This window comes from Rhodococcus sp. NPDC059969 (assembly GCF_042738325.1).
Classification (GTDB): domain Bacteria; phylum Actinomycetota; class Actinomycetes; order Mycobacteriales; family Mycobacteriaceae; genus Rhodococcus_F.
Genome location: NZ_JBHWUF010000012.1, coordinates 108,407 through 122,211, shown reverse-complemented (window position 1 = coordinate 122,211; position 13,805 = coordinate 108,407). Strand labels below are relative to the sequence as shown.

Annotated in this window: 11 protein-coding genes; 2 read left to right on the top strand and 9 right to left on the bottom strand. The window is 59.9% G+C overall.

The features are described from left to right. Nucleotides 1-138: 138 nt before the first annotated feature. The 8 genes from ACFWAD_RS26040 to ACFWAD_RS26005 all read right to left on the bottom strand — a co-directional run bounded on the left by ACFWAD_RS26040 (nucleotide 139) and on the right by ACFWAD_RS26005 (nucleotide 9,658). Nucleotides 139-1,584: a wax ester/triacylglycerol synthase domain-containing protein gene (locus ACFWAD_RS26040; RefSeq protein ID WP_378549067.1), complete on the bottom strand. Its 1,446-nt coding sequence runs from the start codon at nucleotides 1,582-1,584 to the stop codon at nucleotides 139-141. A gap of 136 nt (nucleotides 1,585-1,720) precedes the next feature. Further along, complete coding sequence (locus tag ACFWAD_RS26035; protein ID WP_378549064.1) at nucleotides 1,721-3,181, bottom strand: wax ester/triacylglycerol synthase domain-containing protein; 1,461 nt, start codon at nucleotides 3,179-3,181, stop codon at nucleotides 1,721-1,723. A 375-nt stretch (nucleotides 3,182-3,556) separates the two neighbouring features. Then, nucleotides 3,557-3,751, bottom strand: a complete 195-nt coding sequence (locus ACFWAD_RS26030; RefSeq protein ID WP_020723597.1) for a hypothetical protein — start codon at nucleotides 3,749-3,751, stop codon at nucleotides 3,557-3,559. Between the two features lie 297 nt (nucleotides 3,752-4,048). After that, nucleotides 4,049-4,180: a hypothetical protein gene (locus ACFWAD_RS26025; protein ID WP_255246887.1), complete on the bottom strand. Its 132-nt coding sequence runs from the start codon at nucleotides 4,178-4,180 to the stop codon at nucleotides 4,049-4,051. Nucleotides 4,181-4,893: 713 nt separating this feature from the next. Further along, a complete protein-coding gene (locus ACFWAD_RS26020) occupies nucleotides 4,894-5,592 on the bottom strand; it encodes a hypothetical protein (RefSeq protein ID WP_042951134.1) in 699 nt (232 codons plus the stop codon). Nucleotides 5,593-6,334: 742 nt separating this feature from the next. Beyond that, on the bottom strand, nucleotides 6,335-7,960 hold the full coding sequence (gene groL / locus ACFWAD_RS26015; RefSeq protein WP_003941476.1) for a chaperonin GroEL: 1,626 nt from the start codon (nucleotides 7,958-7,960) through the stop codon (nucleotides 6,335-6,337). A gap of 273 nt (nucleotides 7,961-8,233) precedes the next feature. Then, nucleotides 8,234-8,791: a DUF6764 family protein gene (locus ACFWAD_RS26010; protein WP_019744475.1), complete on the bottom strand. Its 558-nt coding sequence runs from the start codon at nucleotides 8,789-8,791 to the stop codon at nucleotides 8,234-8,236. Between the two features lie 81 nt (nucleotides 8,792-8,872). Further along, on the bottom strand, nucleotides 8,873-9,658 hold the full coding sequence (locus tag ACFWAD_RS26005) for an HAD-IIA family hydrolase (RefSeq protein ID WP_003941506.1): 786 nt from the start codon (nucleotides 9,656-9,658) through the stop codon (nucleotides 8,873-8,875). An 82-nt stretch (nucleotides 9,659-9,740) separates the two neighbouring features. Between ACFWAD_RS26005 and ACFWAD_RS26000 the strand changes: the two genes are divergently transcribed. Together ACFWAD_RS26000 and ACFWAD_RS25995 are read left to right on the top strand one after the other, a co-directional pair. Next, on the top strand, nucleotides 9,741-10,886 hold the full coding sequence (locus ACFWAD_RS26000; RefSeq protein WP_378549059.1) for a PucR family transcriptional regulator: 1,146 nt from the start codon (nucleotides 9,741-9,743) through the stop codon (nucleotides 10,884-10,886). A 156-nt stretch (nucleotides 10,887-11,042) separates the two neighbouring features. Beyond that, the gene (locus tag ACFWAD_RS25995; protein ID WP_378549056.1) at nucleotides 11,043-12,296 is read left to right on the top strand and encodes an NAD(P)/FAD-dependent oxidoreductase; all 1,254 of its coding nucleotides are present in this window, start codon (nucleotides 11,043-11,045) and stop codon (nucleotides 12,294-12,296) included. Here the strand turns inward: ACFWAD_RS25995 and ACFWAD_RS25990 are convergent. Beyond that, a complete protein-coding gene (locus ACFWAD_RS25990; RefSeq protein WP_378549053.1) occupies nucleotides 12,268-13,659 on the bottom strand; it encodes an amino acid permease in 1,392 nt (463 codons plus the stop codon). The genes ACFWAD_RS25995 and ACFWAD_RS25990 overlap by 29 nt on opposite strands. Nucleotides 13,660-13,805: the final 146 nt, after the last annotated feature.

The following is a 13,805-nucleotide window of genomic DNA, read 5'->3' as shown; positions in this document are numbered from 1 at the left end:
ACGTGTCGACAGTCACATTAATCCGCGAGATAACGACTCGACACCACTACGGACAATTACCTTAATTAGGATGAATTCGACAGAAATTTCCCGAACACAAATCGTCGATTCACCACAAGTTCCGACGCAAGTTGCTCTTTATCGTTCGACTACCTCACGATTTTGTTCAGAAACTGCCTGCAGAAGCGTCGTGAACCCCACCCGCAACAATTCGACATAGTGCTCGATATCCGGCATCGTCTCTCGCGAGACGATGACATTGAGCGTCAGAGAACCGCCACGCGCGGCAATGAGGAAGTGGCGCAGAATGTCTCCGTCGACCGGCGCCTGCCCGCCGAGAACTGCCACCGCCGGCGCACCTTCGAAAACATTGCCGTCGACCGATACCGGGACATTGCTGATCGTCGTGTTCTGAATGACCTTGTGCGAAGGGTCCAGCTTGTTGAGCCGACGCGAGAGACCGGTGAGTCTGAGCAGAGCCGCAGGCGAGGTTTCGATGCGTGTGCCGTAACGACGGACGGCTGGGTGCGAACTCCGCCCCTTTGCCATCAGCGCCGAATCCCTGATCAGTGTCAGCCGCTCGACCGGATCTTCGACGTCCGTGTGCAGATCGACCGTCAACAGCGCCAGTTGGTTGGCCGACTCCCATTCGGCTATCTGCCGCATCGATCGGGGAACCATCGCCGCCAACCCACTGGCCGACTTCTCGCCCTTCTCCGACAGGTAGGCGTCGAGAGCACCGGCGACGACGGTCAGGAAGATGTCGTTGACCGTCACGTCCGGAACGGCCGCTCGGATCGCTTTGATGTCTGCGCCGTCCAGCGTCAGGAAATCGATCGTGATGTCTCCACCCAGCACGCCGTTGAATCGGGTCGGTAGGCGGTCGGCCGAGTACGTAGGTAGCTCTCCGGCCTCTTCCGCCTCCCGAACCGTCTCGGCCGCAACCTTTGTCACGGACAGACCCCGGCCGAAACGGATCGCCTGGCCGGGCAAACCCACGACCGTGCGCCCGATCAAATCCAGCGACGAAAGCCCCGAACCGGCACGCTTCGTCTCCGGTTTCGGCGGACCGGAGAACAGAAGGTTGGTCAGATCGCGGATCGCCAGACCGTCACCGGCCCCGTGGTGGGTCTTGAGCATGATCAGCGTCAGATTGCCCGGTAGCTCGTCGATCCCGTGCACGCCGGTCATGACGTGCAACTCCCAGGGCGGCCGGGACAGGTCCATCGGCTCCCCGAGCGAGCGCCCGAGCAATTCACGAACCGGGGCCCACCCGGCAACAGGGGCACGATGGACGTGCACATGATCATCGACGTCGAAATCGGCCGGGACCCAATAGGGATAATCCAGATCCAGCGGAACTCGCTGGAGTCGACTCGTGAACAGTGGCCAGTACCCGAATCTTTCGGTGATCCACCGAACCGCGTCGTCGTGCGTCATCTCTGCGAGCGGATGGCCCGTCGTGTCGAAGAAGTAGGCGCAGACCATGTGGCTCAGATGTCCACCGGACTCGTTGTAGACGAACTCCGCGTCTCGCGGTCCCATCTGAGATACCACGGCTGGCAACGAGTTCCGAAAGATCATGCATGCCCCTCAATTCCGACGCTGAACGAATGTCCGAATTGTAGCGAGCTGACATGCAGATCCTCTGGGTTCTGCTCGGAATCGTTGGGTATCACCGGATCCAGCAATCAGAGAAGGTGCCTGCGATTCCGATCGATCAGGAGGCAACCTCTTGGTTAGGTGAATCCGCAGTCTGCATCGCGGCTGCCGCCGCTAAATCATCGAAACTTGCTCGCAGTAGTTCGATGTAATGGTGGAGATCGGGCATGGTCGCGGTATCCGCGATGACGTTGAGGGTCAGTCCCCCACCTGCTGCGGCGACCATGAAATGCCGTAGCCCGTCGCCGTCAACCGGGGGTTGGGTTGCCAGCACGGCGGCACCCGGTGCACCGTTCAACGTCAGCCCTTCAACAGAGAGCGGAATATTGCTCACCATTGTGTGCTGGTAGCGGGGACGAGTGACATCGTGGGAATTCCTACTTCGCGCAAAAGCAATGAATCTCAGCAGGAATGCCGGCGCCGTTTCGATCGCGGCGTCCACACGGCGAGTGGCAGGGTGGGAAGTACGTATCTTCTCCGAACGCGAGGATTCCGCGATGAGTGCCAATCGTTCCAGCGGCGCCGCAACGGACGTGTGCATATCGACTGACAAGGTCACCAGTTGATTGGCAGACTGCCACTCCTCGACCTTGCGCATCGAGCGAGGCACCATTGCCACCAAGGATCCCCCTGGCGGCTCACCATTTTCTGTCAGATACCGCGACAGCGCACCACCGACGATCGCCAGGAGAACATCGTTGACAGTGGCACCTGGAACCGCGTGTTTGACCGCACCGATTACGGCACCGGGAAGGGTCAATTGCTGCAGCGTTCCCGATCCGCTGACTTTGCCGTTGAACCTGGTAGCCGGACGTTCGTTGAGGCTCTCGACCCATTCACCGGCCGATTGGGCCGCGTTCGCAGCGCGTTGAGCAGCGCGATTCCCAGGAACGCTCCGGGCGAATCTGAACATCTGGCTGGGAATGCTCGCCAACGATTCGAGGAGTACACGCACCTTCAATAGTCGAGGTACTGGAACGTGTCGGGCGGCTCGCTCTTCGCCCGAGAAGATGGATTCCCCCAACATCCGGATTGCTATCCCATCCGCTGCGCTGTGGTGGGACTTGAGCACTACGGCGGTCAGCCTCCCGTCCAGATCATCGAGACCTTCGATTCCGTTGAAGAAGTGCAACTCCCATGGCGGACGGGTCAAGTCCATCCGGGAAGTCATCAAAGCACTCAAAGGCTTCTCGAGTGACGCCCAACCAGGCTCCGTGAGGTCTGTGACGTGTACGTGGTCACGGATGTCGAAGTCATTGACTGGCATCCAGTACGGATGATCGAGTCCGAGCGGGATACGACCTACCTTGTGGGTGAACATGCGATGGTGGCCGAGCCGTGCGGTCACCCATTCGACTGCTTGCTCGCGCGAGAACTCCGACTCAGGGCGCTGAGAAGTATCGAAGAAATACACCCCTATCAAATGCCCCAGATGGCCGTCCGCCTCGTTGTAGATGAAATCGGCATCACGCGGGCTCAACCGCGCCAACTGCACCGCAAATTTGCTGGGCAATCGCATCGACACTACCTCGTCTCACTGCATCGGTAATCGTGACCGGAACTCGAAACCGAGTGATCCCCGAGGCGTAAGTCAGCCTCGGGGATCATTCGGACTCGGTGGCGTATTCCAATTCAGACTCCACCAAGAATTTCCTACTTCGGATTCTGAAGCATCTTGCTTCCGGCGGAGGTGAGGCCCGCTGTGTCGATAACCCATTGCACGATCGAAGTCAGGTATCTTTCAAGCATTGTGCATTTCCTTTCATCACACTGGGAAGGACGAAAGCGCGTTCAGGTATTTCCCGATCGTGCCCACGAGATCAACCGACCCGAAACTGACGAGATCGGACAGGTACGTCAATGATCCGTTCAACATTTCTTTCTCCTCTTCGGATTAGGTGCCGGCTATGGAGCCGAGGCCGGATTGGATCGATCCGGCTGACGCAGCGGATCCTGTGACACCCAGTTCAATGAAAGAAGAGATAGCTGCGAAAACTCCCTCGATGATTCCCTTGAGAGCCGCCAAAGGCAACTGGACCGAGTTCGCGTCGATGCTGCCGACCGCGTCGATCAAACTTGCTGTATCCACTGTACTTCCACACTCCTTGGAATTCGTTCGTTCGGGTTCTGAAAAGAAAACAGCGGAGTCCATCAGATCTGCGTGGCCGTTATCCAAACACGCGGGTCTTGACGATTCCGAATTACGGCAGAGGGGGAACCTGCCATCCCAGGTCGATCGACGACATTATCGGCGCGAAAATGATGCCCGCAATGACCGACTTGATCAACCCTCCCATTTCGCCTTCGAGCACATCAGCGACCGATCCCAAACTACCCATCATTCACTCCCACTGTCAGAAAGATCCTCGGAAATTGAAACTATCGATCAGCTGAGTTCGATAGCGGATACCAACGAGCCTGTGCCGGCCTCTACGCCCGGCAGCATCGACCCGCTCCATGTGTTGGCCAGCAGATCGGTGAACAATTGCGCAGTCGCTTGGAGGAACATGACGATCATACTGATTCCCACCCTTTCGTAGGTCTTGGATTACTCATAGGACGTTTACATCGGACCGCTTGCAGTAGCCCACAAAGAACTGGTCCGAGCAGCAGAGAGAAAGATTTTGCAAACCAGGTAACCGATATTCTTCGGGGCGTACGCGCCCTTTCGCGGCTGTGGGGTGACATCAAGGTAGTGCAGAAGAGCCCGATTTGGGGAACTTTCGGCTAAACATTTTGAAGCTTTCTGAAACCTGTTCCATTTTTGCAGGTCGCGGGCCCGAGCCGGCCACAATTTCTACTGAAATCCATCAACACACCGCACTCAATAGCTTCGGCAACGCGGCACTACACACTGCAACGTATCTGCCGACGAGTGCAATCGATCTGTCTACCAATACCGTTCGACTACGCAATCCGAAGGTGAAACATCCCGCGAAAGTACTAGTACTAGAGGACGTTTCAACTCCGACGCACCGACAAAAGTGCTAGCTCTCAACCATCCGAATCCGAACGGCTATGACTGCCAATAAGATTGAATCCACGTTGCTGGATCACCAAATGATCTGAGCACAGGAATGCCTGTGGAGGAAACCAAGTCCACAGCCGCGCACCACAGCTGACCGAGAGACGTGACCGCCTGTGCCAATTTGCACGGACGGCCACGTTCTCGCCGCATATCACCGCCGCGACCAATTAGACGAATTCACGACGGAGGCAGAGCATCCAATGTTAGTGAAGCGTGCCGGCGCCCGCATTGAGTGCCGGGTAACTTCCAACCGCCCCCGTGATGTCGTCAGACGGAACACAAGAGGTAGATGCACTGACTGGAATCACAACGGCTACTCCGTTCGCCTTGAAGCTGAAGTAGTTATTCGCAAAGTTACCGAACTCGGCTGCAGTTCCCGAAGTAGAGAGTTTTACATCGAACACCGGAGACGTCGTCACAACGGTGATCTGAGGTGCCTTGAATGTCGTGCTCGGGCCGACTCCAAACTTCCCAAGAGTAATAATTCCGCCTGAAGCCGAAACAGTAGGACTACCCGAACTGATATTCGTACCCGAACTCGTCTTGGTCGCACTTGTCAACGTCGCGGTATTGTACGAGAGCTTGTACTGAATATCACTCAATCCCTTGAAAGTATAACCTGGGAACGAGCTCGGCGTAGTCTGGTCCCCGAATTGGATTGTGTAGGTATTCGGCTGACCGGCCGGCGCAACGACCGTGTGGTCAACGGTGACAGAAAGGTTTTCCAACTGCGCAACATTTCCAGGTGAACCGGCCCAACACGCGTTCTTAAAGCTTGTTGTCGTGGGCCCCGCTGTTGCCGACGCCGGAGCAACGGCCGCGAACACCAAACCTGCTGATGCAGCTACAGCTGCGAGACCAATCGTAGTACGTCGCGCCAGTGATACAGTCATGTTCTTCACTCCTATTTCCTCGTAAGGCGGTTTGATCGAACTGCCTGTCCGACGCGGTTACGCTCGCAGCGTTCCGTGTCGTCAGTTCCCCCTACCCGCGGATATCCCGGGTGGAAGTCATCGACTCATAGCCGAGTCAGATATGGCAACAGATGCAGTCACCCACTCCGAGCCTTTAATCAACACGCAGTGGATCCATTCATTAAACTCACCTGTATCGTGAATAATTTAACAACAATATTAGATAAGCTTCACCATCCGGCCGAAGACGCCAGAGATAAATATTCCATTTTGCGCTGAGCAACGAATCGTTCCCGCAAATATTTCAATCACGATTTCGGGAAATTGAAATTTGCAACCCATAGCGAATAGTACTTGTATACACCAAAAGGCGTAGACATGAAGCCATCTGCTTCGATACATTTCAATTGCTTCAGACCGGAACTTTCCTCCTCGATGCGCAATACTGTAACCCAGATCACTGCAACATGTATCAGTTTTGTGAAGATTGTCGGGAATATTCTATTTTAGTTGCATTTTTCCACCAAAAGAACTAGTTAATTTCACACTAAAGCCTTACTTAATTCAATCATTTGTTGGATATTTTGGCACTAAAGTTTTAGCACTAAAGAACTTGTCCAACGGTCGTGAACCGATGCGACTGACCGCCGTTAGGATGCCGTCTCCAGACAAGCAAAAGCCCGGCCCACCGAATGGTGGGCCGGGCTCTAGGAGCTAGGTGGAGATGGACTCAGAAGTCCATGCCGCCCATGCCGCCGGTCGGATCGCCTGCAGGCGCTCCGGCCTTCTCGGGCTTGTCAGCGACAACGGCTTCGGTCGTCAGGAACAGAGCCGCGATGGACGCTGCGTTCTGCAGTGCCGAGCGGGTGACCTTGACCGGGTCGTTGATGCCTGCAGCGAGCAGGTCGCCGTACTCGTTGGTCGCAGCGTTGAGGCCGTGACCTGCGGGCAGGTTGGAGACCTTGTCCGCAACAACGCCGGGCTCGAGGCCTGCGTTGAATGCGATCTGCTTGAGCGGAGCGGACAGTGCAACGCGAACGATGTTCGCGCCGGTTGCCTCGTCACCTTCGAGCTTGAGGTCGTCCAGTGCGGGAGCTGCCTGGAGAAGTGCAACGCCACCGCCGGCGACGATGCCCTCTTCGACGGCTGCCTTTGCGTTACGCACTGCATCTTCGATGCGGTGCTTGCGCTCCTTGAGCTCGACCTCGGTAGCAGCGCCGGCCTTGATGACTGCAACGCCGCCGGCCAGCTTGGCCAGACGTTCCTGCAGCTTCTCACGGTCGTAATCCGAGTCGCTGTTCTCGATCTCGGCGCGGATCTGGCTGACACGACCGGCGATTGCGTCGGCGTCGCCGGCACCCTCGACGATGGTGGTCTCGTCCTTGGTGATGACGACCTTGCGTGCCTGGCCGAGGAGCTCGAGGCCTGCGGTCTCCAAGGAGAGTCCGACCTCTTCGCTGATGACCTCGCCACCGGTGAGGATGGCGATGTCGGCGAGCTGAGCCTTACGACGGTCACCGAAGCCGGGAGCCTTGACGGCAACAGACTTGAAGGTGCCACGGATCTTGTTGACCACGAGGGTGGAGAGAGCTTCGCCCTCGACGTCCTCGGCGATGATCAGGAGCGGCTTGCCGGACTGGATGACCTTCTCCAGCAGGGGCAGCAGGTCCTTGACCGTGGAGATCTTGGAGCTGACGAGCAGGATGTACGCGTCTTCGAGGACGGCTTCCTGACGCTCTGCATCGGTGGCGAAGTACGCCGAGATGTAGCCCTTGTCGAAGCGCATGCCCTCGGTGAGCTCGAGCTGCAGGCCGAAGGTGTTGGACTCCTCGACCGTGATGACGCCTTCCTTGCCGACCTTGTCCATAGCCTCGGCGATGAGCTCACCGATGGACGGGTCGCCGGCGGAAATACCCGCGGTAGCAGCGATCTGCTCCTTGGTGTCGATCTCCTTGGCGGTCTCGAGCAGGCGAGCTGTGACAGCCTCGACAGCCTTCTCGATGCCGCGCTTGAGGCCGAGCGGGTTCGCGCCGGCTGCGACGTTGCGCAGGCCTTCACGGACCAGAGCCTGTGCGAGAACGGTAGCGGTGGTGGTGCCGTCGCCAGCGACGTCGTCAGTCTTCTTGGCGACCTCCTTGACGAGCTCGGCGCCGATCTTCTCGTACGGGTCGTCGAGTTCGATCTCCTTGGCGATGGAAACACCATCGTTGGTGATCGTGGGGGCGCCCCACTTCTTTTCGAGAACGACGTTGCGACCCTTGGGGCCCAACGTCACCTTGACAGCGTCGGCGAGGGCGTTGAGGCCTCGCTCGAGGCCACGACGTGCCTCTTCGTCGAACGCGATGATCTTTGCCATTGCGAAGTGATCCTCCGGATAGGGGGTGACACACAAGGTGACCGCTCGTCGGGTCACCTCATCGGCACAAGGCGACCGTTTGACCAGTCACCTCATTACACGGGCGACCGATTTGCCTGGTCACCCATCTACGCCTGTGGTCTAGTCAGTGCCCGCGACGGACGACCGGGGGTGTCTATGGTTCCCGGTCTCACTGCCTCGACCTGGCACTCACGGTTCGCGAGTGCCAACTGCATTTTTAGCACTCGAGCGTGCCGAGTGCAAGGTTGAGCCTCAGCCCGCGATGCAGAACTGTCCGTTACTCAAATTGACCGCAAACGAGAGCACTCCGACGCAGTCGACGCCGTTGGCATCGGCCGTAGCGCCCGCTCCGTAACCGGCGATAGCGAAGGTGACGTTTCCGTCAGCCGCCCCGGCCCGCGCGATACCGCCGCCGAGCGCAAATGCCTGCGCCTGACCGTTACCGCGAGAAGCCCCCAGCGCGGTTCCGAAGCCGTTTGCATATGAATTGGAGTAGCCGTTGTCGGCGGCGACGCTCACAGCGGTACCGCTCTCGGCAGCACCGGCCTGCGAACGGCCGGCTCCGACGGACTGCGCGCCGCAGCTCGCGGTCTCGGAGACCTGGATGTCATTGGCCGACGGCGGCGAGACACACGTGACTGGGGCTGCCGAAGCAGCTCCCGCACCGGTCAGCGCCAGCCCGGCGGCGAGCCCCATACCTACAGTCATCACAGCCCCTGTTCTCGCCAGGCGGCCCCCCAACCGACTACTGGAAATTCCGCTGACTCGAGAGGATGAGCGACGGAACCAGACTGACGAGATCAAGGGCATAGAAAACTCCTTCGTGGAACAGGTTCATTGGATTCGGGCGCGAGAGTACCCGCTCGAGTGAAGTCCGTCACCCCCGGCTGGTCAAGCCTCGAGGACGACCCCGAGAAGGGCCGGAAGATCGGCGACCGAATCGATGACGTGGTCGGGCTTCTGAACCGAGAGGTCGAGCACTGTTTGCCGAAACTTGCCTGTGCGCACCAGAACTCCGGTCAAGCCGACTCGTTGTGAGGAGAGGACGTCCCCGATCAGATCGTCGCCGACCATCACCGTCGCCTCCGGTTCGACATGCATCAGCTCCGTGGCTGTCAGGAACCCCGTGAGAGACGGTTTACCCACTGCGGCGATATTTACACCTGCCACTTCCTCGAAGCCCGGCAAGTACGTTCCCGTGTCGATCCGAAGGCCGTCTACGGTCTCCCACATCATCCCGCGGTGCATCGCGACGACGGGCACACCGGCGAGCAGAAGTTCGAGCACTCGACTCAGCGCCTCGTGGGTGAACTCCGGGCCGGCGCCGCCGAGAATCACGACCTCGGGATCCGCGTCGTCGAATTCGATTCCCTCGAGATCGGCAGACACGTCACCGTGATTGAGGACCCACGCCCGCGCGTCCGGATACGTCGCCCGCACGTACTCCCCCGTGAGCCTGGCGGCAGTAACTATCTGGCTCGCCTCGACCTCGATACCGGCGTCGCACAACCCCTGCGCGATGAGCGTCGAACTGCGCGAGGTGGTGTTGGTCAGAAACCCACAGGCCAATCCCCGCCGCCGAACTTCGCGTACTGCTTCCCCTGCTCCCTCGATCGGCTGCCAGGACGTGAGCAGGACTCCGTCGATATCGAACAGAACACCTTCGATGTCGGCCATTGCACCAGCCTATATTCGCCATCGAGGTCCTGCCGAGGCGTCGTAACCCGAAATCCGTCGATCGCTCAGTAGGCTCCCACCCATGGACCTGCGCGACGACGACCTCTTCTCCGTTGCCGGTTCTCTGGCCGAATTACTCGGCGCTCCCGTCACGATCGAGGACGAGAACTCGACCGTCCTCGCGTACTCCGGCGGCGAGCAGGCCGTGGACGAAGCTCGCATCGGCACGATCCTCGGCCGGCAGGTACCCAGCCGATTCCGCCAATTACTCTCCGATGCAGGAGTATTCGATCGCCTCCACCGAGAGAGCGATCCCATCTACGTCGACCTCGAAGACCCTGCGATCACGCCGCGACTGGTCATCGCAGTTCGCGAGAACGATCACCCCGTCGGCTCGATCTGGGTTGCACTCGCCGGAACACCGACGCCCACACAGGAATCGATACTTCGTTCCGCGGTATCCGTCGTGGCCGAGAGAATCGCCTCGGAGCGTGACCGTGTCGACAGCACACGCCGTCGCCAGTCCCAGCGCGTCCAAGCTCTGATCGGCGGTGGCGAACCGGCTTTCCGCGCCGCAGACGACTTGCGGTTGGCAGGCCCGCTCACCGTCGTCGCCGTCGGAACAATCGCGGGACCACTGCCGGCGGGGTTGGTCGCGTCCTTGAGCCTGTACCTCGACACTCTGGCCGTCGACGCCGTTGCCGCTCAACTGTCCGAGACCATCTACCTTGTCATCGCGGCCGACGAGACCAACGCTCGCCGATTGTCCGCCGACTTCCTCACCCGCGCCCGTGGCCGCGAATTCCTGGCAGTGGCCGTCGGCCGGACCGTGAAGTCTGCGAGCGAATCACATCTTTCACGCTCGGACGCCGACCATGTTCTCGGAGCGCTTCGGCATGGCCGGTCCGGCGGAACCGTCTCGGGAATGAGGGACACGTTGGCCTCCGTACTCGCCCTGCACGTCGCCGACATCATCGACGGTCTCGGTGACGCCACACCACTCGGGAGCCTCGAACGTCACGACTCTCAGCACGGCAGCGATCTGGTCGCGACGGCAAAGGCCTTTCTCGAGCACGGCGGTGACGTGGCGAATTCTTCTGCCGCACTCCATGTTCACCCCAACACGCTCCGCAACCGCTTGCGTCGAGGCAAGGAGATGTGCGGCGTCGACCTGACCGACGCCGACACCCGCTTGATTCTGATGCTGCAGTTCAAACTCGCTCGCTGAGCAGGCGCGACGCCGCGTTGTGCGAATCCACAACGAGGTAGCTCCGACGATGGCCGAACGGCCAGTCCTTTTGCCGGCCCCGCGATTCATGCTTGAGAGAAGACCCGGATGTGACCGGCGTCTCGGTTCGAGCAGAGTCTGTAGAAGGAGTGCGTCATGGGAACTCGTCAGAGCCCCGATCGTGTGGTCGTGGTCGGTGCGGGTGTTGTCGGATTGTCGACGGCCTGGTTCTTGCAGGAACGTGGAGTCGAGGTCACCGTCGTCGATCGCGACGGCGTCGCAGCCGACGCGAGCTGGGGCAACGCCGGTTGGCTTGCCCCCGCATTGACGCTTCCGCTGCCCGAACCCGCAGTGCTCCAATACGGCTTGCGCGCGATGCTCAGCCCGTCATCCCCGGTGTACGTGCCACTGACCACCGATCTGAAGCTGATTCGGTTCCTGGTCGGGTTCGCGCGCCACTGCACGCCGTCGAAGTGGCAGGAAGCGATGTCGGTCTACACCGAGGTCAACCGAACAGCCTTGGGCGCGTACGACGAACTCGCCGACGGTGGCGTCAAAGAGCTGACCCGCCTTGCCGATCCTTTCCTCGCCGCGTTTGCGTCCGAGAAGGACCGACAGACTTTGGTGGACGAGTTCCATCACGTCGAGGCCGCGGGCGGCGAGGTCGACTTCGACCTCCTCGACTACGACGCGATTCACTCGCTCGAGCCTTCACTCGGTCAGGGTGTGAAAGCCGGTTTGCGCCTGCGCAATCAGCGTTTCATCGATCCCCCGTTGTTCGTGAACTCGTTGGCGGACGCGGTTCGTGAACGCGGCGGAGAAATCGTCAGCGGTTTCGACGTCACGCAGATCGACGATCGGGTCGGCGGAGTCAGTGTTCGCAGTGCACACGGTGATTCACGCGACGGTGACGCCGTGGTCATCTCGAGCGGTGCCCGCTTGAACAAGCTCGCCGCACCGTTCGGCGTGCGCAAACTGGTGCAGGCCGGACGCGGCTACAGCTTCAGCGTCAAGCCCGAGCACCTCCCCAAGAATCCTGTGTATTTCCCCACCCAGCGCGTTGCGTGCACGCCGTTGCACGATCGCTTCCGAGTGGCCGGAATGATGGAATTCCGCAGCCCCGACGCGCCGTTGGATCCGCGCCGCGTGCAGGCGATCGTCGATGCGGCCAAGCCGATGCTCAGCGGCATCGACTGGACTGCGCGGGAAGAGGAATGGGTGGGCTCACGACCGTGCACTACCGACGGCTTGCCGTTGATCGGAGCCACGCGCTCGCCGCGCGTGCACGTCGCCGGTGGTCACGGGATGTGGGGAATCGCCCTGGGTCCGTTGACCGGAAAGATGGTGGCCGACTCGATGACCGGTGCTCAGACGCCGACCGTCATGCGTCACTTCGATCCGCTGCGCTGACAGCCGGTTTCACCCACTTGTAGTACGCGCCCGTCAGCAGAACCAGCCATCCGCCACCGACGAGCAGCGCAACTCGGGTATCGGCGATGACGCCGAGCAACACGATGACAAAAGCCAGGAACACGATCGCGAAGATCTGACCGTACGGCCACAGCGGCACTGGAAATTTCAGTGCCGCTGTTTCGTCTGCACTCATCTGAGCGCGGGAACGGAACTGCGAGAGCAGGATCATGATCCAGACGAAAATGGTGGCGAAGGTCGCCAGCGAGGCGATGACGAGGAACACCTGGTCCGGGATCAGGTAGTTGAGCAGTACTCCCACCAGCAGGGCACCGGTCATGATGACAACGGTCATCCACGGAACACCGTTTGCGGAGACTCTCTTCATCACCTGCGGGGCCTGGCCGGCATGCGACATTCCGAACATCATGCGACCCGCACCGAAAACGTCGCTGTTGATGGCGGACAGGGCCGCGGTGATGACGACAATGTTGAGGATCGATGCGGCCGTACCCAATCCGAGGTTCTCGAAGATCTGGACGAACGGGCTGTTGTCGGAGTTGATGGTCTGCCACGGAATGATCGCCATGATGACGGCGAGGGTGCAGATGTAGAAGAGAATGATGCGCACCGGGACCGTGTTGACGGCTTTCCTGATGGTCTGCGCCGGATCCTCGGCTTCGCCCGCGGTGATACCGATGATCTCGGTGCCACCGAACGCAAACATGACGATCGCGAAGCACGCGACGAATCCGCCGAAGCCCGTCGCGAAGAACCCGCCGTCCGACCAGAGGTGGCTGATTCCGGCATCGGTGTCGTGAACGCCGAATCCGAACACAATGATCGCGATGCCACCGGCGATCATCGCAATGATGGCAGTGATCTTCACGAGCGTGAACCAGAATTCCAGTTCACCGAAAACCTTGACGCTCAACAGGTTTATCGCGCCGATGAAGAAGACGACAGCCAGAACCCAGATCCATCTCGGTACGTCCGGGAACCAGAACTGCATGTAAAGACCGAAGGCGGTGACGTCGGCGAGGCACACGATCACCATCTCGAACGTGTACGTCCACCCGGTCATGAAACCGGCGAGTGGTCCGAGGTGCTTGTTCGCGTACTCGCTGAACGAACCCGAGACCGGGTTGCGGACCGCCATCTCGCCGAGCGCTCGCAACACCAGGTAGACCGCGATGCCGCCGATCAGGTAAGCCAGGAGCACCGACGGGCCGGCTCGTTTGATGGCCTCGGCGCTGCCGTAGAACAGTCCGGTCCCGATGGCTGATCCGAGGGCGATGAAGCGGATGTGGCGCGCTGTCAGCCCTCGCTTGAGGCCATCCTGCGTCGCGGCGTCGCTGTTCACTTCTCGGTACTCCAGTCGGATGGATCGTCATACGTGCGCGAACCATTCTCCGCTACCACCGCGCGTGTTCCCGCACGACCCTGTTGGACGGCCGTACAGTGACCTGACACACATGGTCCATTGACGGATCGCTTACGATCGACAAA

Bases quoted from the DNA above. Each gene is read 5' to 3' on its own strand.
- ACFWAD_RS26005 (WP_003941506.1), bottom strand. From the start codon at position 9,658: ATGGCCGACATCGAAGGTGTTCTGTTCGATATCGACGGAGTCCTGCTC.
- ACFWAD_RS26040 (WP_378549067.1), bottom strand. From the start codon at position 1,584: ATGATCTTTCGGAACTCGTTGCCAGCCGTGGTATCTCAGATGGGACCG.
- ACFWAD_RS25995 (WP_378549056.1), top strand. From the start codon at position 11,043: ATGGGAACTCGTCAGAGCCCCGATCGTGTGGTCGTGGTCGGTGCGGGT.
- ACFWAD_RS26025 (WP_255246887.1), bottom strand. From the start codon at position 4,180: ATGATCGTCATGTTCCTCCAAGCGACTGCGCAATTGTTCACCGATCTG.
- groL (WP_003941476.1), bottom strand. From the start codon at position 7,960: ATGGCAAAGATCATCGCGTTCGACGAAGAGGCACGTCGTGGCCTCGAG.
- ACFWAD_RS26000 (WP_378549059.1), top strand. From the start codon at position 9,741: ATGGACCTGCGCGACGACGACCTCTTCTCCGTTGCCGGTTCTCTGGCC.
- ACFWAD_RS26035 (WP_378549064.1), bottom strand. From the start codon at position 3,181: ATGCGATTGCCCAGCAAATTTGCGGTGCAGTTGGCGCGGTTGAGCCCG.
- ACFWAD_RS26010 (WP_019744475.1), bottom strand. From the start codon at position 8,791: ATGCCCTTGATCTCGTCAGTCTGGTTCCGTCGCTCATCCTCTCGAGTC.